At 41.1% G+C, this 20,827-nt stretch carries 21 protein-coding genes and 3 pseudogenes; 9 read left to right on the forward strand and 15 right to left on the reverse strand.

All coding sequences use genetic code 11. The features are described from left to right. The first annotated feature begins 19 nt into the window (after positions 1-19). The 3 genes from V7K40_RS10385 (at position 20) to V7K40_RS10395 (ending at position 3,729) form a co-directional block, all read left to right on the forward strand. Positions 20-1,282 (forward strand): response regulator, encoded by a 1,263-nt coding sequence (locus tag V7K40_RS10385; protein WP_334959158.1) that lies wholly within the window; start codon positions 20-22, stop codon positions 1,280-1,282. 203 nt (positions 1,283-1,485) lie between these two features. Next, complete coding sequence (locus tag V7K40_RS10390; RefSeq protein WP_334959160.1) at positions 1,486-2,049, forward strand: 3'-5' exonuclease; 564 nt, start codon at positions 1,486-1,488, stop codon at positions 2,047-2,049. A 900-nt stretch (positions 2,050-2,949) separates the two neighbouring features. After that, a complete protein-coding gene (locus tag V7K40_RS10395; protein ID WP_334959162.1) occupies positions 2,950-3,729 on the forward strand; it encodes a superoxide dismutase in 780 nt (259 codons plus the stop codon). 142 nt (positions 3,730-3,871) lie between these two features. Here the strand turns inward: V7K40_RS10395 and V7K40_RS10400 are convergent, their stop codons facing one another. From V7K40_RS10400 to V7K40_RS10420, 5 genes and pseudogenes are all read right to left on the reverse strand, one after another. Next, positions 3,872-5,140: a hypothetical protein gene (locus tag V7K40_RS10400; RefSeq protein ID WP_334959164.1), complete on the reverse strand. Its 1,269-nt coding sequence runs from the start codon at positions 5,138-5,140 to the stop codon at positions 3,872-3,874. Between the two features lie 266 nt (positions 5,141-5,406). After that, positions 5,407-6,048, reverse strand: a complete 642-nt coding sequence (locus tag V7K40_RS10405) for a hypothetical protein (protein WP_334959166.1) — start codon at positions 6,046-6,048, stop codon at positions 5,407-5,409. Positions 6,049-6,915: 867 nt separating this feature from the next. Further along, complete coding sequence (locus V7K40_RS10410; RefSeq protein ID WP_334959168.1) at positions 6,916-10,605, reverse strand: hypothetical protein; 3,690 nt, start codon at positions 10,603-10,605, stop codon at positions 6,916-6,918. A gap of 38 nt (positions 10,606-10,643) precedes the next feature. Continuing rightward, a pseudogene (locus V7K40_RS10415) lies at positions 10,644-10,742 on the reverse strand (IS5/IS1182 family transposase); the annotation flags it as partial. Between the two features lie 139 nt (positions 10,743-10,881). Then, positions 10,882-11,025 (reverse strand): hypothetical protein, encoded by a 144-nt coding sequence (locus tag V7K40_RS10420; RefSeq protein ID WP_334959170.1) that lies wholly within the window; start codon positions 11,023-11,025, stop codon positions 10,882-10,884. A 187-nt stretch (positions 11,026-11,212) separates the two neighbouring features. On the opposite strand from V7K40_RS10420, the pseudogene V7K40_RS10425 reads away from it, so the two are divergent. From V7K40_RS10425 to V7K40_RS10440, 4 genes and pseudogenes are all read left to right on the forward strand, one after another. Next, positions 11,213-11,398: pseudogene (locus tag V7K40_RS10425) on the forward strand (glycoside hydrolase 100 family protein); the annotation flags it as partial. Then, on the forward strand, positions 11,375-11,512 hold the full coding sequence (locus V7K40_RS10430; RefSeq protein ID WP_334959207.1) for a glycoside hydrolase 100 family protein: 138 nt from the start codon (positions 11,375-11,377) through the stop codon (positions 11,510-11,512). The pseudogene V7K40_RS10425 and the gene V7K40_RS10430, both read left to right, overlap by 24 nt. Positions 11,513-12,033: 521 nt before the next feature. Next, the gene (locus tag V7K40_RS10435; RefSeq protein ID WP_334959172.1) at positions 12,034-12,336 is read left to right on the forward strand and encodes a hypothetical protein; all 303 of its coding nucleotides are present in this window, start codon (positions 12,034-12,036) and stop codon (positions 12,334-12,336) included. 104 nt (positions 12,337-12,440) lie between these two features. Next, positions 12,441-12,914: a hypothetical protein gene (locus V7K40_RS10440; RefSeq protein ID WP_334959174.1), complete on the forward strand. Its 474-nt coding sequence runs from the start codon at positions 12,441-12,443 to the stop codon at positions 12,912-12,914. A 76-nt stretch (positions 12,915-12,990) separates the two neighbouring features. Here V7K40_RS10440 and V7K40_RS10445 read toward each other — a convergent pair whose 3' ends face one another. Further along, the gene (locus V7K40_RS10445) at positions 12,991-13,146 is read right to left on the reverse strand and encodes a hypothetical protein (protein WP_334959177.1); all 156 of its coding nucleotides are present in this window, start codon (positions 13,144-13,146) and stop codon (positions 12,991-12,993) included. Between the two features lie 111 nt (positions 13,147-13,257). After that, positions 13,258-13,425: pseudogene (locus V7K40_RS10450) on the reverse strand (DUF4351 domain-containing protein); the annotation flags it as partial. A 15-nt stretch (positions 13,426-13,440) separates the two neighbouring features. Here V7K40_RS10450 and V7K40_RS10455 point away from each other — a divergent pair. Next, the gene (locus tag V7K40_RS10455; RefSeq protein ID WP_334959179.1) at positions 13,441-13,788 is read left to right on the forward strand and encodes a DUF2887 domain-containing protein; all 348 of its coding nucleotides are present in this window, start codon (positions 13,441-13,443) and stop codon (positions 13,786-13,788) included. Next, a complete protein-coding gene (locus V7K40_RS10460) occupies positions 13,781-13,849 on the forward strand; it encodes a hypothetical protein (RefSeq protein WP_334959209.1) in 69 nt (22 codons plus the stop codon). The genes V7K40_RS10455 and V7K40_RS10460 overlap by 8 nt, the downstream gene beginning before the upstream one ends. Before the next feature lie 374 nt (positions 13,850-14,223). Here V7K40_RS10460 and V7K40_RS10465 read toward each other — a convergent pair whose 3' ends face one another. The 8 genes from V7K40_RS10465 to V7K40_RS10500 all read right to left on the reverse strand — a co-directional run. Then, the gene (locus V7K40_RS10465) at positions 14,224-14,604 is read right to left on the reverse strand and encodes a hypothetical protein (protein ID WP_334959181.1); all 381 of its coding nucleotides are present in this window, start codon (positions 14,602-14,604) and stop codon (positions 14,224-14,226) included. Positions 14,605-14,723: 119 nt separating this feature from the next. After that, on the reverse strand, positions 14,724-15,098 hold the full coding sequence (locus V7K40_RS10470; RefSeq protein WP_334959183.1) for a hypothetical protein: 375 nt from the start codon (positions 15,096-15,098) through the stop codon (positions 14,724-14,726). 384 nt (positions 15,099-15,482) lie between these two features. Beyond that, the gene (locus V7K40_RS10475; RefSeq protein WP_334959185.1) at positions 15,483-18,497 is read right to left on the reverse strand and encodes a UPF0182 family protein; all 3,015 of its coding nucleotides are present in this window, start codon (positions 18,495-18,497) and stop codon (positions 15,483-15,485) included. 20 nt (positions 18,498-18,517) lie between these two features. Then, positions 18,518-18,712: a type II toxin-antitoxin system HicA family toxin gene (locus tag V7K40_RS10480; protein ID WP_334959187.1), complete on the reverse strand. Its 195-nt coding sequence runs from the start codon at positions 18,710-18,712 to the stop codon at positions 18,518-18,520. Next, entirely contained in the window at positions 18,713-18,955 is a 243-nt protein-coding gene (locus V7K40_RS10485; RefSeq protein ID WP_334959210.1) for a DUF1902 domain-containing protein, read from the reverse strand. 649 nt (positions 18,956-19,604) lie between these two features. Further along, a complete protein-coding gene (locus tag V7K40_RS10490; RefSeq protein ID WP_334959190.1) occupies positions 19,605-19,874 on the reverse strand; it encodes a type II toxin-antitoxin system RelE/ParE family toxin in 270 nt (89 codons plus the stop codon). After that, positions 19,871-20,074 (reverse strand): hypothetical protein, encoded by a 204-nt coding sequence (locus tag V7K40_RS10495; RefSeq protein ID WP_334959192.1) that lies wholly within the window; start codon positions 20,072-20,074, stop codon positions 19,871-19,873. The genes V7K40_RS10490 and V7K40_RS10495 overlap by 4 nt, the downstream gene beginning before the upstream one ends. A gap of 185 nt (positions 20,075-20,259) precedes the next feature. Further along, positions 20,260-20,827 (reverse strand): WD40 repeat domain-containing protein (locus V7K40_RS10500; protein ID WP_334959194.1); only part of this gene is annotated, 568 nt, incomplete at its 5' end.

Here is a 20,827-nt window from a genome sequence, read left to right on the forward strand (position 1 = left end):
TTTTACTTTTAAATCCATCATGAACAAAACTCAAAATAACGGATTTATTTTGATTGTGGATGATAATCCGACAAATTTATCTGTCCTGTGTGAAGCGCTCAATAGTGAGGGTTTTCGTTTCCGTGTTGCAGTCGATGGAGAAAGTGCGATCGCCCAAGCTGAACGCAATCAACCAGAGTTAATTTTGCTGGATGTACAAATGCCGGGTATTGATGGATTTGAAACTTGTTGTCGCCTCAAAGCCAATCCTGTTACCCAAAATATCCCAATTATTTTCACCACTGCCTTAGCGGATACGGAGAGTAAAACGAAGGGATTTTCCCTTGGTGCAGTAGACTATATCCCTAAACCGTTTGCACAAGAGGAAGTCATTTCTAGAGTGCGCGTGCATTTACAACTCAAACAATTGACTGAATCTTTGGAACAACAAGTCAGCGATCGCACCAAGGCTTTGCAAAAAGCCCAAGTCAAGCTAGTGCAGCAAGAGAAGTTATCAACACTTGGAGAATTAATCGCTGGTATTGGACATGAAATCAACAACCCCATCAACTTTATTTCCAGCAATATTTCTCCCTTGCAAGGATATATTGCAGCAGTAACTGAGTTGCTCCTACTGTATGAACAAGAGTATCCAAACCCAACAGCAAAAATTACTACTGCTATTGAAGACTTGGATCTAAACTTCGTTCTCGAAGACATGGCAAAAATATTGAACTCACTCCAGCTAGGAAGTGAACGAATTCGGAACATTTCTAATTCACTTCGCAACTTCTGCCGCTCGGATAGGGATACCAAAATATCTGCTGATTTGCACCAAGGACTAGATAGTACGCTAATGATTTTGCAACACCGCTTCAAGGCTAATGGCGCTCGTCCCCGCATTGAAGTTATTAAAAATTATGGAGTATTACCAGAGGTAAAGTGCTATATTGGGCTGATGAATCAAGTATTTATGAATATTCTGGCAAATGCAGTTGATGCTGTTGATGAAGCTATAACACAAGGCAAAATGAGTAATCTAATTCCTCAGATTAAAATTGCCACAGAAATAGATTTTGAAGAATTGGTTGTAATTCGGATTGCTGACAATGGGATTGGTATTCCTGAACGACTTAAAAAACGCTTGTTTGAACCGTTGTTTACCACAAAACCCGTTGGGAAAGGTACTGGACTTGGCTTGGCGATCGCTTATGAAATAGTTGTAGAGAAACACGAAGGTGTATTAGATGTGAATTCTCAACCAGGTATGGGAACCGAGTTTATCATCAAAATTCCCACATGAGAGCAGCATTTAATTAATTACAAAACTGCTCTAGCATTTATTATACGAAGACTGGGAAAGAATTTTCCCAATACTTCTCTACGAGAGGCTGCGCCCTAAGCGTAGCTATGCCGCAGGCTTTACGGCAACGCTCAGTACAAGTAGCCAATCCCTAATTTCTATATAGAGTGATTGATACTAATTTTCACCCTCTATTACTTAATATGAAAACGAAGAGATCCCACTATTATCTGATAGTCGATTTGGAGGCTACGTGCTGTGACAATAGGACTATTCCTCGTCACGAAATGGAAATCATCGAAATTGGTGCAGTGATGCTTAATCGAGCAACGTGGGAAATTGATTCCGAGTTTCAGCAATTCATTCAACCCGTGAGACATCCACAACTGACAGGTTTTTGCACCGAATTGACTAGTATTCGACAGCAAGATGTTGACGAAGCACCAAAATTTATAGAGGCAATTTCTCGCTTCAAAGAATGGATTGATTCATTTACCAATTATATTTTTTGTTCTTGGGGTAATTACGACAAAAAGCAATTTATTCAAGACTGCGCGTTTCATAATTTCCCTTATCCTTTTATTTCAGAACACATAAATATCAAAGAGGAATTTTCAGAATATCTTGGTGTGTCTAAGAAATTTGGCATGGCACAAGCTCTCAATGAGTTGGGGATAGAATTGAAAGGCACACACCATCGTGGCATTGATGATGCCCGCAACATTGCAGCTATCTACAGACAGATTAAAACTAAAAAACTAAGCTGAATAATGGAAAATTTACCCGAAATTGTTTGTATAGAAACGAAATTGCACTTAGAGACGCTCCGCTTAAGCGTCTCTACATCTTTTCGGGAGATGTCTAATATTTTTTAATTGGAAATCTTAAAGATAGACGCAGCGATACCTTCTGGTGCGTCCGCTACGCCTAGCTTGCTTCCCCATACGGGTACGGTAAGTTTTCCTATTACTCTATTAGGTTGACAAGACTCTTTATTTTGGTATATATAAACATTTTTTAAGAAATAAAATTTAGCATAAATTTATAAATAAGACTTGATTTTACATTGGTCGTGAAAATTTACAAATCGCCTCTATTAAAGATATAAATATCAAAAATTATGGTAACGTAAGGGTATTTATAGATTAGATTTGTTTATCTGTACTTTAATTAAATAAAAATCACAACACAGTTGTCAGGATCTCAAATTTTCATGTTTACAAGGTTTTAATTATAGGTTTAGCAAAATAAAACTTCAGCTATATCTATCAAGAATTTTGCTTGTAATTTTAAGTTATATACCCAAGGGAAGAAATTAGATAATGGACTTATAACTAGATATTTGCATGTTGTTACAGTGTATTAAGAGATATTCTTAAAAGTTTCTAGACATTAAAGCTATGTCACTTTTAAGTTATATTTATTACAAAAATTTTGAATGCAATTATTTTTTTGCATCTAGTGGAGCTTTTTCGCTGAAAATGGGGCTTTTGAAGTGCATTAAGTGGCCCCATGCATTGGCTGTGATTAATTCTATTCTCTTGAGTATTTTTGCTCGAATTACTTGACAACTAAGGTAAGATATATATTTGGCTTGATTGGGCTGTCAAACAACAGTACATGATCAGATTACAAGCCAAATAATATTGATTTTGAGGCTACAATTTATGATCAGGTTTTGGCGAGAAACTACAGTTTTTTTCTTCACAACAATTGTGCTGACAATTCTGGTAATTTATTATGAACCAGTACTAATAGCTGAGGCACAATCTTCTATACCAACACCAACGGTTGCTAGGTCATTTTCTTCTGTAGCTTATCCCAATAGGGCACTAAGTGCTTTCCCCGCACAGCTACCACCATTGCCTTATGCTTATGGGGCACTAGGAAAAGCTATTGATGCTGAAACAATGAAATTGCATCATGACGCGCACCATGCTAGCTACGTCAAGAACTTAAATGATGCATTGAAGCAGTATCCAGATTTGCAAAAAAGAAGTGTTGAAGCTTTACTACTAGATTTGAATAGTGTACCTGAAGATATTCGGACGAAGGTACGTAATAACGGTGGTGGTCACCTCAACCACACGATTTTTTGGCAACTTATGAGTCCTGAAGGTGGTGGACAGCCATCAGGAGCGATCGCTCAAGAAATTAACCAAACTTTTGGCAGTTTTGATGCTTTTAAAAAACAGTTTAACGCAGCCGGTACTGCTCGCTTTGGTAGTGGTTGGGTTTGGCTAGTACGCAATCCTCAAAATAAACTCCAGATCGTGACCACAGCAAATCAGGATAACCCGATTACAGACGGTTTATATCCGATTATGGGTAATGATCTATGGGAGCACGCTTATTACCTGAAATATCGCAACCGTCGGGCTGAGTATTTGACTAATTGGTGGAATGTGGTGAATTGGCCGCAGATTAACAGGCGATACCTTCGGTAAGCTTTGCTAACGCAACTTTTATCACAACAGCCTCGTTAGCAATACTATCAAGGACGTCAAACCGCTCATAGAAATCTGTACAAAGCTACCTGTAGAGGTAGCTTTGTTTGAGGTGGGGTCTAAATCCCCTTATGTAACATAATTACGAATTACGGATTTTTAAAGATCGGTGTTTGTAACGGACTATGCATAGTAGAACAATTAGCAATACAAGCGCTTTGATCATTGATGGCTCCACTACCTTCTTCACTTCCGTAGGGGTTTTAGGAGTAACATTACATGGAATCTCAATGATCTGTGTGTGATCAGAACCATTACCACTGGGAGTCAGATCGCATTCGCCTTTGCTCGTGAGAGACAAAGGTGTAGGTGTATTTCCTGAAGAAACAGATGCTTGATCTGAAGAACTATCCCCATTTAGTAATAGAAGCAGAATTAAAGCAAGACCCCCAATTCCGATTATTGGCCAGAGTGGAAAGGAATCAGAACTGTCTTGTACCAAAACATCTCCCACAGCGTCAGGGAAAGTATCGAGTCCCATAGCTTCTCCCTCCAACGCTAGTGGATTGTCACTTAGTAAAATATCTCCTGGGACATCTTCTCCCAAGAGTTGATTCAATTCCTGTGGAATCGCGTTATTGGGGCGTCCGAGTTCCCCACCATCTTCGGAGTATGGAAAGGATAGTACTTCAAAAATCCTCTGTTGGAGTTGGTTCTGATCTCCAGAACTCAACGCATCCAAGCCTGTAGAGATTTTATCTAAATAAAAATTAGTCATCTCTGGCGACAGACCCAAAGACTGAATCTGCTCCTTAATGTTGGAAATTTTTGAGGCCTCCTCAAACAGCAGTCGTCCGTATGACAATTTCAAGTCTACTAATCCATTACGGAGGCTGACCGAGTTATTGACTCCTGAGTCTGGTGACCAGTAAAACTGCTTGGTTACAAGTCCGAGTCCTTCTACTGGGTTGCGACCAACAGGTTGTCCAAGAAGGTATTGAGAGCTATCCATGATTGCGGGGGATTGGTTTCTCCAAAATGAGGCGTAAGGCACCGCAGAGAGATTAGGATTGTTACCGTAAAAGCTAGCGAAATTCTGAAAGTTTTTCTCCCCACCTGCTGCTCGGATCAGGAGGTTTTGATAGCTAGTCCCGTCGTTTAACTCCACTAATCGTTGGATTACCGATCCAGTTTTATTGCAGGTCAGACCAAATCCCACATCACATCCAGGAATGACTCGCATCTGGCTCAGATTCTGGTTATTGATTTGGTACTGGAGATACTCAGACTCCAGTCCTTGTTGGATACCATAGCGTCCAATATTGAGCTGTGCAAAAGCAGACTGACACGTAGTGAGTACTACTGCAACAGATGAGAATGCGATGGTCGCCAAGCGAACCGTCTTTAGCATTGCAATTCTCTGAACAATTGATTTAGGCAAGATGCACCTCCACTAAATGACAGTAATTTCATTGGTTGTTCACGTCCCTCTTTCAGTCCGTGAGAAGTCGATATTAATAGCTCTGGAAATTCAACAAGTCGCAGCAATACCGCAGACTCATCGAGTCTGTAAACAACGTTCCTATCCTTGGTAACTAGGGATTGGGGATTGGGAGAAAATTTTTTCCGAGTTGGGTGAGGTTTGAATCCCCATCTATACCCATTTCACTCCCCGGTTCAACTCTTAGGTAAAGAAATATTGATCGTGATTCCGGTACCTTTGAGATTTCCTGATGAGAGTGTGTGATATAAGACCAATGCCCGGTTTGGTTGATCGAAAAGAAACCCACGACGTGTGGGTTTGATCTTCCCTTGCTTTACTAAGGAAACGAAGGCTTCTAAATACCTACGTATACCTTGACGATTCTCTTGAGTAGTATTCATATGACGCTCAATCAGCATCATAAAGAAGTTCAAGCTACGATTTTCCTGCCCCTGAATCAGACTGCCCTCATCTAGGAAAGAACTTGCTATGAGCCTGCCATCAACTTGTTTAACCTTAAACAGAGTAAAGTAACGCCCTTCTTTTTTAGGATCGTTCGCATAACAGACCCAGGAACCCTCTTGATTCTGTGTAAAACCCTGTTCAGCAAGGTAAGAAAGCAAAGAATTACTTGCTTTGGTTTGTGGTGGAGGTAATAAATCCTCAATGGGATCTAAAGAGCAAATCCTCTGTGTTGTTTTCGGTTGAGAAACAGTAGGAGCCTCCTGGGTATAGATAGGCAGGGGCTTGTTATCAGACATCGCCATACTAGACATCGCAGCAAACGCAGATATTTGGAGAGCGATCGCTCCAAATAAACGAACAATGATATTCATATTTTTCCTGTTACTCTTTTACGTTGTTAATAATCGAGTTGTTACTAAATCAGAATTGATCTAGCAGTCCTAAATCATTTGCTGAATTTAAGGTTTGCCTCATTTGGTCGAGGGTAGCTTAAGTTTTCACCAATCAAATAGGACTTTTATATATAGGTGACTAAGCACAAAGAGAATAAATATCTAAATAAAACACACAATATTAATGTCTTATTGACAAGACAAATTGGGCTTTTTGATACTTTTACATATACAAAAAACAATTGACATTGTGTCAAAACTTTTATATTTATTCTGGTTAATTTTTTGCCATTGTAAGAGGCTTTTATGCCTTCTTAGCTGGCTCTCATGATTCCTAAAAAAGGGCTTTGTTAGCTATTTAGTGCCTTATATAAGCAGATTTTCAAAAGCTCCGTGCTTTGTACTTTGGCGCTTTTGTTGGTTTCCTGGGTGGATTGAATAATTTTTTGTTTTCTGGAGGTAGCACACTTAACTAGCTATTTCAGCATGGTTGTAACTTGATGTATAAAATAGTATCTCCTGATAGTAAAATAATATTACCATGAGCTTGAGACATGCAACACTATTGTGGACAGTTGTCAAAGTTGTACACCGTGAATTGTAACCACCTCTTCATTAAATTTGATGGCAAATAGCTGAAAGTCAAAATTAATTTACTTATACATCTTTAGTGTTTAAAAATTTAGTACTCTTGTTCTTAATGGAGGAATATACTGTATTAAATAAAAGTTTTATTTAATACAGTATACGGTTAAGTAATATATTCTTATTGTTGGATAAGTCTGATTATCTGAACTTTAGAGGCTCTTTCATGCTTAGAGTCTTAGTTTCGTCGCTTATTTGCAATTATTTTCTCAAGAAAGTGAAAAAAGAGGATTGGCGATGAGTTTCAACTGCTTCATCCTCAAATAAATCGAGGTTTGAACCCGATACAGGAGCAGCAGTTGTCATAATTTTGGTTCTACTTTGCGACTTCCAAAACTGATACTTGAGACAAGGAAACGTCGCAACTTTCTTTGCCAATGCCCAAAAAAATACGTAGCTTGCTAACAATCGCTCAAAAGCGCTAAAACGCGATTCTCTTAATTCCTCAATCGTCTGTTTTCCATCTAAAATTTGTGCGTCTTGAGATTCAGAACGACTTTTCAAAACGATCGCGCCGTGAAATCCTTTGCAAGCAATTTCTGGATTGTGTCCCAAAACAATAATTTCTGGACCTACGCCAATATTTCTGACACCGTCTGCTTGCTTCCCCGTCATGATAACAGCATTTGCTTCATTTTGTTGCTTCTGACTTTGCCGCCCATCGGGTATGCCTAAAAATACTAAAGTACCTCTCACGATTCGATGCCCGAAGTGATGTAATAAATGATCTTGGGGATTGGCTCCGTGTACCTCTAAAGAGGCAATGCCGTAACTCAGGGAAAATAGTTTGCTAACGTAAACTGTCAATAACTGATGCACCCAAGGCACATCGCCAATTACTAGCGTTCTTTTCCCCGTGCGAGCCAATAATTGCCGACCTTGAATGTAACGTAAGCCGAGCGTCCACAACCAGGGACCAAAAATATAAATAGCGATATCCGCTGACGTGACTACAAGAGTGACTAGCGGTATCCCTAGGGGCGGTAGATTTGTTGCCCAGAGTATTAGACTTAAAATCGTTTGTAGTATAGGAATCGTGTAACCAAAAGGAATTACCCAGCCAACCGTTATCAATACATATAAAGCATGAATTCCCCATACTAAAAGCGTTTCTGTAACGTGAAGCGCCCACTTTTTGCCACTGGCGATCGCTTGAAGATAGATTGTAGAAGGAATTGCTGCTCCCGTTATTGTTGCGCCACAAATACTAACAGCACTTTTATAGAGAAACTCTTCTTTGACAATTTCCAAATCCAATAAATCTACTTCTGTGAGCGTCATACCAAAGGGACTAGAGTTAGTAAAAGTTCGTCTCAGTTGCTTGGCAAGATAGAATAATACTTCTGTCAAAGTCTGATGAGTTGCCGCAGTAGTAACAGTTGCAGGTTCAGCCGTTCTTCGTCCGCTACAGTTGGTGAAAACTTTCCGACTAAAAACGCCGTGATCGCCACGTGCAACTGGCGAACCCATGAAGCTACTCAATTCCCCAGTCAGAATAAATAACTCGCTAATAATTCCTTTACGGGATAGTTGCTCAAAAGCATTAATCGCTTGTACGGTTGAAAATGTTTGACCAGATTGAGTAATTGCTAGTACGAGCGATCGCTTTCCCAAACACAAGCTGTTAAAATCGTGTTTCAGCTTTTTCAATACTTGGTTAGAAGAAATAACGCTAACTTGTAAAAAAGGAAAGATGGTCTTTAAATCCTGAGCAAATCTTTCTCCCAACCACAAACTATTCTCAATGCCAATAATTAGCAGATCTACACTTAGCGAAACTCCTACTTGACTTTGCAATCCAGCTTGGAGCATTTTGATTTGCTTGGCTTCAAAGTATTTCGCTTTTTCGATGAAAAGATGAGTGAGATATCTGGCACTTTGGCAGTTAATAGATAAAGGATTGAGCCAAGACTCTTCAATTGCTCTCAAAACTTGCGGAATTTCTTTTATGTCACGTTCTACCGGATCTTTGGTAGTGGGTTTGGCAGGCTTAATGTGTAAATTACCTTGCATTGGTATCCATCTTTGCTCTAATTCATTTGCCAGTAACTCTCGTTTTTCTGCCATTGCATAAAGCTGAATATTTGTCGCACTAACTACAGCAATTTCTCCTGTTTTTTGGTCTAAATCTAAGCGGTAAGCTTCAGGCTGACCTAATAAAATTGCATCCACTGCGGCTGGTTCAGAAGCATAAACTGTATATTCTTGCAAGCGATTGCAACCAATTTCAATTGGTTGTCCTTTGGCACTCAATAGTAGCCTTTCTGGTTCGAGCGTGGAAACCGTTATCAAACCAAAACTTCCTTGTGCGCCAGACATAAATATTTGTATAGCGCGATAGAGGTCGTTAAATAAAAATGCTTGAATTGTCGCTTTTACGAATGCAGTTTTTTGTTGCTGCGTCCATTTTTCAATTGTGCTATCTTTAGCGATCACATTACAAGCATCATTCTCAAAGCGCTGCCAATATTCGGAAGTAAAAAGCGATTTTGCTTCTGGTAGAAGCATGGTATAAAAAGAAAAAATCTGATCGAATATGTCTGCCCAGCGACTTAAATCTATTTCGCTTGGTGCAGTATTAGGCGCATCTTTAGCTGGTGTTTCTCCGCCAAAAGCCTCTGTAATTGAAGTTGCGATCGCCAGTTGATAAGCTAGTCTGGTTGAGGCATACCACATACCTTGGGTAATTAATAAATCCATCATCCCAGCAATTTTAGGAGAGTCCCCCGTTGTCGCATTAGAGGTATGCAATACTCTTTCTAGCCACAAGCCGAGTTCAGTATTTTCTATTTGTTGATCAAAAATTGCCCAAGCGTCAAAATCGCCGTTGTGAGTGATGCGATGATTGGCATTTTTTCTCTGACATACCCATTGTCCGTTTTCAATTTGCCAAACTGAAGTAAATCTAGCTGGCATCCATTCATGCCAATGAGTTTCTAGTACCGAAGGAGGACAACTCGTACCGAAACGGTAATGCCACACTCCTACAATCAATTTTGCAGGTTTAATCCCTGCAATTTTAGCTTTTTGTCTAGCTGGGGCAAAAGCTGCTTCTAACGATTTTGTCAGATTGCTTCTCTTTTGATTGACAACCTTTTTACCAACAAATACGATTTGATTGTCTTTGTTCTGCCCTATAACTAACCCACCTCCTGCTTGTTCACCCCGAATTTCAGTTTCGTAACCCATTTTGTAAAAAAAATCTACAAATCGCTTAGGTAAAAGTTGGTTGCCATCATTTGAGTTGGGTTTACCGATAATTCCAAAATTTCCGCAATAGAAGCAAGCGGCTGTTCCTTGGATAAAAGCGGCTATATCTGACCAAGAGCTAAAAGTGATGACAAGATTAGCAGCAATAAAAGCTTTAAGAAAAAACTGCATTCCTAAGTTAATACCTGGTTTTGTAAATAAAAACCAAAATGTAATTACTAAAGCCAGAGTATTAAAAGATATCCCACCTAAAGCTTTAGCTTGGATATTAGTATTACCTGCTGCTATCCAAGGATAAAATTCGTTATTAATAAATGGGATAAATATTGGCTGAAAAGGCAGTAACGATTTTAGAATATCTAAAGGCTTTCTATTTTCTAAGACGTTATGCAGTTTAATAAAACATCGATTTTTGTCAAAAATAGCTGTAAATAAAGTATGACCAAAACCATGAATGATGATCGCGCTATTCCACAGCAATCTTAGTAGGATAGAACCTACTAAAAATATGAACCAAATTGGAAATAGCCTTAAAGATTCTCCCGAAAAAAATACTATTATTAAAGCTGCAAATATTTCGGGAATAAAGTTTTTGAAAAATGCGTTATGTTGAAGATTCTGTAAGCGTAAATTAAAACTGCGAGATTTGACGTAATCTAAAGCGGGATAGATGATTTTCATTGTCTCTGCTTAATTTAACGTTAGGGCGTGCTTTCAAACTATAACCACAACAGAATTGAGGCGATGGTTAACATAGCTGTATAATTGGCTGCAAGTTTTTCATATCGAGTAGCAATGCAGCGAAATTGCTTGAGTCTATTGATAGCGCGTCAACTGTTCGTTGCGTTGACGATAAATTTCACGGCTAAAAGGTTCTCGACGTGGTTCATTTGATAACCGTGATCTGATTAGATGGATACCGTGACGGCGTAAGTAATTACGTATGCGACGACCAGTTTAACCTTTGTCTTCAACCAGTCTCAAGGGAATTTTCTGGTGATAAATCGGTTCTTGCTCGGCAAGAATCTCTACTCTAATTTTGTCTGAGTTGAAATTGCTGCCCTGACCAAAAAAATTTTTGGGTTGGTCGTTATTGCTCATGGTTTGTAGCAGATAATTTTCACTGAACCTTCAAGGCATAACTATACCTACAACTGCTAACTCGGGTATTTCGTAATCCCTTAACAAATACTTTCTCATTACACCTCAAAAATAGGTTTCTTGGCTCTTGCGCCTTCATTAACTTTGATGACCAGCATTTTTTGAAGTTTTCGCCTAAGCTGCTGGTTCACTGAAATTACAAAGTCATGAAAAGCTGATGGACTGCTTTGAACCAGGAGCAGGGTTAATGCCTGCGAGTTTCAAAGTACACTTTAATGGGAATGAGGAATTTTTGGTCGCTGATTTTGGTGAGCAGGCGATCGCTCGCGTTCCCCCAATTGATTCCTGTATGTGGTGGATTCTCCTGCTACGGACTGCGGCACAGAAAACAGATCGAACAGAACTTGCCCAAGCAGCGATCGCTATTGCCAAAAAGCGTTTATTTAAGGATAAATTCTCAGAATACTACGATGGCCAAAGAAGCTAGAATTTATCAAACTTGGAGCATTGCTGGATTGCTGGCTGCTAAAAAGTTCCTAGAAAATCTAGAGTACTTGGAATTAATCAGCTTTGCAAAGGGTCTTGAAGGCCCAGGCTGTAGCCTGTAGGTACTGAATGCCCCGCAGGGCTTCTACCTCGAAAATGATTTAGCCGTGCAATTATCCAGGTGTCTTTGCCAACTAGCTACACTGAGATACCAAGCGATGCCTCACGGCAAGCGGCTTCTTTACAAGACGTTACGCGAATGGGTCTGTACCAAACTCTTGGTAAGTTATAGGTTAATAAATAGCAGAGTTGTGCTATGTAAAATCCTGATCAACAGGTCGCGGCGATCGCACAGCCTCAACTCTACAAGAGACTATGCCAACGAGTTATTCTGCGTCTAAATTCCCTTCTCAAATACCCGATAACTGATACACTATATCGTAAGAGGTATCTGAAGTGTCATACTTAGTAATATCACCAGATAGTCTTTGCATTATTAACACGTTTTAACGTGTATCAACCATGAAAATTACTTCAGATTTCATTCCAGAATTTGAAAAACTATTCCGAGAAAAATTACAACTAAATAATTGTAAACTCAGAAAGAAAAGACAAGAGAATAATTATGAAATTATTACTCCAGCTAAAGACATTTTTTTGATGTATTGGTCTGAATTCCCAGAAGTTAACTTAATATATCAAGCTGTGGGGGTACGCACTCAGCAGACTGGAGTTTATGAGCGAGCTATCCGTTCCCACATTAATTTTTGTGTGAGTAGTATCAAGGATAATCCTAGCTCTGAATTACCATTATTGGTGAAATAACTAATACTTAGATAACACAGAAAATATTTACTAAACTCTCGCCAGTTTTTATTATATAACTGACGAGAGTTTCTCACCAAAAATCTGTTGATCAAGAGAGAAAAATGCAATCTGAAAAAAATCAAGATCAAGATCAGCTAGATTATAAAACCTTGTTAGTCAATGCAAAGCAAGCCTTAAAACTTGAATACCATAAATCAACTGCTTTAGCGTCCCAACTGCAAGCCATAAAAACTCAGTTAGAGCAAGTTCAGGCTGAAAACAAAACCCTGAGGGAGAGTGCTTATAAAGATGTAATTAAGCACTTTGAGGCGCGGACTCAAGCAGCAGAAGCACTAGCACTAAAAACAGAAGTGCGCCAAAGATTCCTTGAAGCCAATGGTTGCAAGGATGATCAGAGCTTCGATACTCTATGGGACAGCATTAAGAATAAGATTCAGATCAAAGACGGTGAAGTGAGAATCGTTGCTCAAAATGGTACTCCTAAGTTTACCTTAACGGGCAACATGATGACTTTAAGGGATTTTATTCAATCCCTCAAACAAGATCCAATCTCTAGAAAGTTTTTCTTGAACTAGAGAGCCAAATTAATGAAAACGTTTCCCTAAAGCGGACTAAAGATTGTAGCAGAAAGCTATTCATCTTCGTCTCCTGCTAGTCTTCGCTCTCGCTTTGTTCGGCGTTCCACTCCAAAACAATGCCTTCTAACATTTCAGGCTGCGTACAGTTATTAACATCGGCGTACATTTGAATCAACTGCCTCACTTTAGAACTAATGTGGCGAATCTCTAGTTGGTTACTTTGTACCATGTCTATTAACTTTTAGTGTCTATTACATATGTTGAACTATAGGACTCCAATTTTATTTTTGCTGAAAAAATAAGTGCAAAACAGAATGGAGTGTTAGTGATGCTGTTTGTGTTACTCTGATGTACTGAACCAGGCTTCTAAATCTGCGTTCAGCTTTGCCATTGTCCCTTGAGCAATCGCTTGAAAATCTAACAATGCTTCTTTGAGGCTTTCTAATTGTTCTAAGGAGAGAGTTTCAATACGCTCTAGCACCTTTTGAAGTAATTCTCCCACCCTACGGTTGCAGCAACGGTATTGACAATTATAGAAGAAGCACAAGCGCCAGAAGTGGCACGGTATTTGCTCTCTGGGACTGAGCAACAGGAATTTACACCAAGACAACGAGGGGACATTATCGATATTATCACCTCTATAATGGTCTATAAGTTTGCCAATTTAAGTCGGGCAAAGATTCGGGCAATGCTAGGACTGGATTTGACCCAAGAGCCACGCGCCATTTGGAAAACCAAGGAAGAAGAACCAGAAGTGGAAGCGATCGCACTCATTACCCAACAGTTAACGCGCCGATTGGGACAAGAACTGCTACAAGAGACGATAGCGTATCCACGCCCTTTCTCTGGAACAACTAGAAAATCTGGGTGAGACATTGATGAAGTTTGAAGCGATCGCAGACTTGGAAGCTTGGTTGAGAGTGCTGGAATAGTGCGATCGCTTCAATTAATTGTATGATTCTAAAATTACAGGGTTGGTATTAACGCAAATTTTATCAACTTGATTCCAGTTTTGGCAGAATACATTCATAATCGTGATCGCAAGTACACAGCTAGCTGGCACATTTGAGAAAGATCCAGTAGACACAATTCTAGTCGCGATTGTGCTTCGCACACACTACGTGAACGCCAAACGCTACAGGATTTCCTTAGTTACCCGTAAGGGTAACATTTTGAATATTCCACATCGAACATCATCTTTATCAGGGACTTCCAATTTAAAAAATATCCCATCGTGAGGGCAGGGGACAGAGAGCAGGGAGCAGGGGGAGGGAAAGTCATTTTGATCGGCGTGAAATTGGATAATTTATTTTCTAGAGTTCCCTAAAGCAACAGCCTCTTTTTTAGGCTGACGCACTGGACGCTTGCGATCGCTTCGACGAACGCCTCCTGCCATTTTGTACTCATCGCTATTCTTGCCATACTTTGCAGCTACACTGAGTAACATATGTTCTGTTAGTTCCATTAGCGACTTTTCCGCAAGTTCTAAGGCTCCCTGAGTCAGATCCACGGTGGAGAGGCTTGAGTTATAAGCTTCTAACTTGTCTTGGGTTGTTTTGATGACGGCTGCAAAGGAGTCAATTGTTACCCCATTACCTAAGTCTAAGGTGGTACTGATCGATTTCAAAGCCGCAATCCGACGCTGTGCTTTATCAAGTACTTTAGACCCGCGTTTTGGACGTGACATAAATTACTCTCCGGTTATTAATAATGCGCCAGGAGAAAAACTGACTTATACCCTGGACTGTACAGTACTAGGATAGATAAAATTAGGGTTAATTGACACCCGCATTATTCAGTATATTTTTAGTTATTTATTACAACAATATTGATTTTTTTTATGTAAATTCTTGGTGATTGCCCCAATTCGATCAACAACTGTCCGAATTCAATCAACGACTGTCCGAATTCAATCAACGACTGCCCGAATTCAATTAACGACTGCCCGAATTCAATTAACGCCTGCCCGAATTCAATTAACGCCTGTCCGAATTCAATTAACGCCTGTCCGAATTCAATTAACGACTGCCCGAATTCAATCAACGACTGCCCGAATTCAATTAACGCCTGTCCGAATTCAATTAACGCCTGTCCGAATTCAATTAACGACTGTCCGAATTCAATTAACGACTGCCCGAATTCAATCAACGACTGCCCGAATTCAATATAGGAAGTTAGCAAATTTGCTTTTATTAAACACGAAAGCGATGGCTTTGCCAACGTCTGCCGTAGGCTGCCCAAAGGGCTGTAGAGCAACGCAAGAATTGAACTGATACAATGCGTAGAGGCTTTTTTGGCGAGTCAAGAGATATCGCACAAAAATTTATACCAATTCCTTATGCTTCTACTCTAAGTAAAAAAACTTATAAATAAATTTACAAATATAAAAACATACATAATCTAAAATTAGAAAGGCAATCGCCCTCGCCCAAGAGTCTGCGTAGGCGTAGCCCGTTGTAGACAGGTGAAGCACTGTTAGATTTTCAGGGAATGGCTGATTTATTTCTCTCAAAAAGTTAATTAGTCTTGCACCCGATAACAGGGTGAAATGGCTAATTATTTAGATCACTGACCTGACGGGGCTGCTTCCTCTACTGGACGGACAATCGCAGGGGCTGGTGTAACTTCTGGTTTAAAAATTCCCTGCAATGCTTGTTCTAATGTTTGTGCCATGACAATCCGGTTTTCGTAAGCCACGACTACCCGCACCAAAGTTGGCAGACTGTTCTGTCTGGCTTCTAGATAGATTGGCTCGACATACAGCAGCGATTGCTCAATGGGAATTACTAGTAGATTGCCTTGAATGGCTCTCGACCCCTGGCGATTCCAGAGGGAAATTTGCTGGGAAATTACTGGGTCTTGGTTAATCCGCGCCTCGATTTGCTCTGGCCCGTAAACCAGGCGTTCCTTAGGAAAGACATATAGCACCAGCCTACCGTAGTTATTGCCATCCGATCGCGCCGCTAACCAAGCGATTAAATTAGTCCGTTGTTTGGGAGTATAAGGTAGCAGCAGGATAAATTCTTCTCTACGAGAGGCTGCACCAACAAAGGTTACATTCGGTAAACTAGTAATCAAATAGTACGGCTCTACTGGACGGGGTTCACTGCCATAAATTTCGTTGGGAATTTGCCACTGGTCTTCCCGATTGTAAAATACCTGGGGGTCGGTCATGTGGTAGGTCATCAACCGCTCAGATTGAATTTTGAAAAAGTCCACCGGATACCGGGTATGACTGCGGAGATTGACTGGCATTGTACTGAGCGGTTTGAACATTTTGGGAAATATCGCTGACCAAGTGGCAATGATCGGATCGCTTGGATCGGCAATGTAAAACTTAACAGTGCCGTGATAAGCATCAATCACTACTTTGATAGAATTGCGAATGTAATTGATCCCATCGTTACCTGTGTCTGAGTAAGGATAGCGATCGCTCGTGGTGTAGGCATCAACAATCCAGTAAAGATAACTGGGATTACTTGGGAAATCTTGATTAGCAGTAGCAGCTACTAAATAGGGGTCGCTGTCAAATTTCAAAAAGGGGGCGATCGCTTCAATTCTTTGCTTGACATTTCGTCGAAGTAGCACTTTTGTATCTGGCAAAAAGTCCTGCGTCAGCACCATCTGCCAATCTTTCAAATACATCGCAAATAGCCAGCGTCGCCATGCTGAACCGATTTCAACGCCACCCAGACCATCGTAATAGTTATAAACATTGTCGCTACCACTAGGGTAGTCTAGCTCTCTAACTCTTGTGCCTGTCATCACATAAGTATTAGTAATCTCGCCGTAATAAATCCGGGGTTGACCAATGGGAATACTGTCACGAATAGCTTGATTGGAAGTTGTAAGGGCGCTACTATCACCGCTAATATCTTTGACAAAATATTCTGGAAGCCCACCTGGCCCAACTGTATTAACTGGGTTAATAGTAAACCCAAAACCGTGGGTATAAATTAAACGGCGGTTAACCCATGTTTGAGCTTCCTGTGGTACAGCACTGTAGTCTAATTCTCGTGCAGCAATCAGTACCTGCTGCCGTTCTGCTGGTTCAACTGGTTCTGGTAGCTTTTGGGAGGCTGATGGTTGGCTGACATCGGTTTTGAGAATGTAGCGGTCAATATCGGCATCGGGGAACCGATAGTAGGGCCGAATTTGTTGCAGCTGACGGTTGGTTTCTAACAGTGGTCGCTCATCCCACAGGCGAACATTGCGAATTGTCAAGTCATTCTTTTGAATATCAGCTTCAGTCAATGTTCCTTGCGGGTTGAAGGTTCTAGCATCGATCGCTTCTAAATCGAATGCTTGGCGAGTTAAGGCGATAGTCCGCTGAATGTAGGGTTGCTCTCGTTGCAACTCATTAGGTTGGACAATTAAATATTGCACCACAGTCGGTAGAAGAACCTCAGCTGCTACAACTAGAACTAGATAAACCCCTAACCCGTAAAATACCAAAGGACGATACTGAGATTTAGGTTTCCAGAAAAACGTTCGCCAAAGGAGGTAAAAGGCGATCGCAACTGCCAGGACACACAAGATGGTGTAAGCTGGCAACTGGGCTGTCACATCCGTATAGCTGGCACCATAACTGACTCCACGGGTAGAATACACCAGTTCATAGCGACTTTGCCAATAACTCAGAGCTGCTACCAGCATTAATAAGCCACCCATACCGGATAAATGACGCTGCTGCTGGGGTGAAAAACCAGGGAAAATTCCCTGACTCAAACTGTCCCCTGACAGGAGATAAGTGAGAGTAACGGCGACAAAGCCATACAAACATAATCCCATCAGCCAGAGTTCTAGCAGTTCCCAAAAGGGTAAGGAAAAGATGTAAAAGCTGATATCTTGACCAAATAAAGGCTCAGTGCTGTTGAAAAGGGTGGGGTGGAAATATTGCAGCACCTTTGGCCAGTGTTGGAATAGGATAAAGGCAAAAATGGGACTGAACAAAACTGCGATCGCAGTGAGTAAAAATTGGGGATAAATTAAGATTGCGATCGCTACTCCCACAATTAAACCGAGATCCCAGACTTGAGAAACAATTTGCCTCAAGAGTTGCCAGATTGTCTCTGGGCGGAATAAGGCGGGAATGGGTAGACTAGCGTTATTAACTGGAGAATGCCAGTAGAAAAGAGCAATCTTACTATAGTGAGCCAGGATCAACCCGATCAACAAGCTCAATATCAGAGTTAGGGGTAATAACCAGCGCAATCTCAATGGTTGAAAGGGTTGTGGCGCAAGTGTCCGGGTTTGGTTGCGTCTTGGATAATCAGGACTGAGAAAATTTGTTAATCCACTGCCCAGTTCTGCTTCCTTACGCCTGACTTGCTCAATCTTCAAAGACTGGGGATATTTTAGCCGTTGTGCTAGAGCCAGATTTAGCAGTAGATAGGCAGCAGTTATCCCAGCCACCACTACCCACAAAATACCACGAGTCACTACCCTTAGCAGAAATACTTGGAGATAGCCGACTTCCTGAAACCAAAAAATCTCTGCTCCCAGGCGGGAACCCAGATCCAAGAGTAGCCACAGCCCCAAGAATACAATTAATAGTCTAAAGCTCCATTTCCAATACATTGATATGTAATTTTACCCCCCTAAAAGGCTTTGGGAAGTCCAGCTTTCAAAACTCCGTTGGCGGTATGGCGTGATTTGATGGTTCCGTCTATAACAAACCGACAATCTGTGATTGGACTGTAGCAAATTTCATGATCTCCTTTGCCTTGCTGTTCAAAGTAGCACCCAACTTCTGAAAGCATCTTATTCAACTCAGGAGTTAACGACGCACTCATCTATGAAGCCACCTTAATCAACTCTTGTCGATGGCTGGTTAACTCAAAGGTGATAGAACCCACATCAGGAGGGACAATTTTGTTGAGAATGATCAGGTCTGGAATTATTTCTCGCAGCTTTTGCGTCAGAACCTCAATCGTAGAAGCTTCTGTTACCAATCCAGGTACGTCATCACTAGTTGCTACCCAAACTTCTGCGTCTGAATCCCAAAATGCTTCAACCTTAAATGTGATTTGTGCCATCATCGAGTGCTTACAACGTAGTTCCAGTTTAGAATATTCCAGTTCTCAGGGTAAGCGTAGACGTACCATTAGATACTAAGCTATGTCTATGACGGCCTACGCTAACGCGAATTCATATTTATGACATAGTTCGTGCTCAGAACTCGGAAGTTTGTGCTTGGAACTCGGAAGTTCGTGCTTAGAACTCGGCCGTTCGTGCTCGGAACTCAAAAGTTCGTGCTTGGAACTCGGAAGTTCATGCTCGGAACTCAAAAGTTCGTCCTCGGAACTCAGAAGTTCGTGCTCGGAACTCGGAAGTTCGTCCTCGGAACTCAGAAGTTCGTGCTCAGAACTCAAAAGTTCGTCCTCGGAACTCAGAAGTTCGTCCTCAGAACTTGGTTCGCATCTTTTTTTTAACAAGCGATGTCTACGACGGGCTACGCCTACGCCTTTGGCTCTACATTTAAGCTTAGAATCACTGCAAAAATTAGATGGGGATTTAGACACTACCAGTTCAAAAGAGCGATGCCTGCGGCAGGCTACGCCTACGCATCTTTAATTTACCAAGCGATGTCTACGACGGGCTATTCGGCGTCGCTTTGCACACTATATTTAAGCTCAATGTTACGGTGGGCGAAGTCTACGACGGGCGTAGCTGCGGCATTCTTAACTATGGAAAGTAGCGGTAAATGTCTTTACGGTGGAGAACCCGAACAAAGGTGATTATATCTCCTGCAACTGTGAAGCCTATGCGATAATCTCCAACCCTCAGACGATATGCACTATCAGCATCTTTGAGTTTTTTCAGATTGCTGATTTCATTCAGACTGGAATAGCTAGGAATTTCCTCAAAAACAAGGGATTTCACTGACTCAAACACCGGGGTACTTTTAAGCGCCTTGAGGTCTTTGACAAAAGTAGGCATATACTCACAGTTCATGGCTGCTCAAGTTCTGCAAGAGCCTCATTCATCGTCAAAGGTGTTTCGCCTGTCACTGCTTGCATGGCTCGATAAAGTCCCTCGTCTTCAATAGCTTCTAACAAGCGCTGATATTCCTCAAACTCTAAAACAACCTTAAGAACTTGACCTGTTTTGTCTGTAATTAACTCTTGAACAAAGGGATATTCTTCAGCTTTCATAAGTCATTGCACAGAGTCATTACCTTATACTATAGAGCGATCGCTTTTAGCTCTACATTTAAGCTTAGAATTACTGTAAAAATTAGGTTCTCAACTGCGATCGCATCTTTAATTTACCAAGCGATCGCTCTTTTTGAATATTAAAGGGCGATCGCTTCATCATCCCCCTCATCTTCCTCATCCCCCTACCGCCTTGGACACACCTTAACCGCATTAGGATGGCTGATCAAATAAACCTTAAGCCAACTGCAACCCTGCGCTAATAAATCATCAAGATTCAGATTCCACAATTTGATTGTCTTGTCAGCACTGGCGGAAGCTAAAGTTTTGCCATCCGGGCTGAAGACGACGCTTGTGACCGAATTGCTATGCCCACTCAAAGTGGTAATTTCTTTGCCCGTGTCCCGATTCCACAATTTGATTGTATTGTCAATACTGGCGGAAGCTAAAGTTTTGCCATCCGGGCTGAAGACGACGCTTGTGACCCAATTGCTATGCCCACTCAGAGTGGTAATTTCTTTGCCCGTGTCCAGATTCCACAATTTGATCGTGTTGTCATGACTAGCGGAAGCTAAAGTTTTGCCATCCGGGCTGAAGACGACGCTTGTGACCGAATTGCTATGCCCACTCAGAGTAGTAATTTCTTTGCCCGTGTCCCGATTCCACAATTTGATTGTCTTGTCACCACTGGCGGAAGCTAAAGTTTTGCCATCCGGGCTGAAGACGACACTGTTGACATAATTGCTATGCCCA

The organism is Nostoc sp. (assembly GCF_036917195.1).
GTDB lineage: Bacteria > Cyanobacteriota > Cyanobacteriia > Cyanobacteriales > Nostocaceae > Nostoc.

Coding starts and splice junctions, on each gene's coding strand:
- V7K40_RS10385 (WP_334959158.1), top strand. CDS start 20: ATGAACAAAACTCAAAATAACGGATTTATTTTGATTGTGGATGATAAT.
- V7K40_RS10390 (WP_334959160.1), top strand. CDS start 1,486: ATGAAAACGAAGAGATCCCACTATTATCTGATAGTCGATTTGGAGGCT.
- V7K40_RS10395 (WP_334959162.1), top strand. CDS start 2,950: ATGATCAGGTTTTGGCGAGAAACTACAGTTTTTTTCTTCACAACAATT.
- V7K40_RS10400 (WP_334959164.1), bottom strand. CDS start 5,140: ATGCTAAAGACGGTTCGCTTGGCGACCATCGCATTCTCATCTGTTGCA.
- V7K40_RS10405 (WP_334959166.1), bottom strand. CDS start 6,048: ATGAATATCATTGTTCGTTTATTTGGAGCGATCGCTCTCCAAATATCT.
- V7K40_RS10410 (WP_334959168.1), bottom strand. CDS start 10,605: ATGAAAATCATCTATCCCGCTTTAGATTACGTCAAATCTCGCAGTTTT.
- V7K40_RS10420 (WP_334959170.1), bottom strand. CDS start 11,025: ATGAGCAATAACGACCAACCCAAAAATTTTTTTGGTCAGGGCAGCAAT.
- V7K40_RS10430 (WP_334959207.1), top strand. CDS start 11,375: ATGTGGTGGATTCTCCTGCTACGGACTGCGGCACAGAAAACAGATCGA.
- V7K40_RS10435 (WP_334959172.1), top strand. CDS start 12,034: ATGAAAATTACTTCAGATTTCATTCCAGAATTTGAAAAACTATTCCGA.
- V7K40_RS10440 (WP_334959174.1), top strand. CDS start 12,441: ATGCAATCTGAAAAAAATCAAGATCAAGATCAGCTAGATTATAAAACC.
- V7K40_RS10445 (WP_334959177.1), bottom strand. CDS start 13,146: ATGGTACAAAGTAACCAACTAGAGATTCGCCACATTAGTTCTAAAGTG.
- V7K40_RS10465 (WP_334959181.1), bottom strand. CDS start 14,604: ATGTCACGTCCAAAACGCGGGTCTAAAGTACTTGATAAAGCACAGCGT.
- V7K40_RS10475 (WP_334959185.1), bottom strand. CDS start 18,497: ATGTATTGGAAATGGAGCTTTAGACTATTAATTGTATTCTTGGGGCTG.
- V7K40_RS10480 (WP_334959187.1), bottom strand. CDS start 18,712: ATGAGTGCGTCGTTAACTCCTGAGTTGAATAAGATGCTTTCAGAAGTT.
- V7K40_RS10485 (WP_334959210.1), bottom strand. CDS start 18,955: ATGGCACAAATCACATTTAAGGTTGAAGCATTTTGGGATTCAGACGCA.
- V7K40_RS10490 (WP_334959190.1), bottom strand. CDS start 19,874: ATGAACTGTGAGTATATGCCTACTTTTGTCAAAGACCTCAAGGCGCTT.
- V7K40_RS10495 (WP_334959192.1), bottom strand. CDS start 20,074: ATGAAAGCTGAAGAATATCCCTTTGTTCAAGAGTTAATTACAGACAAA.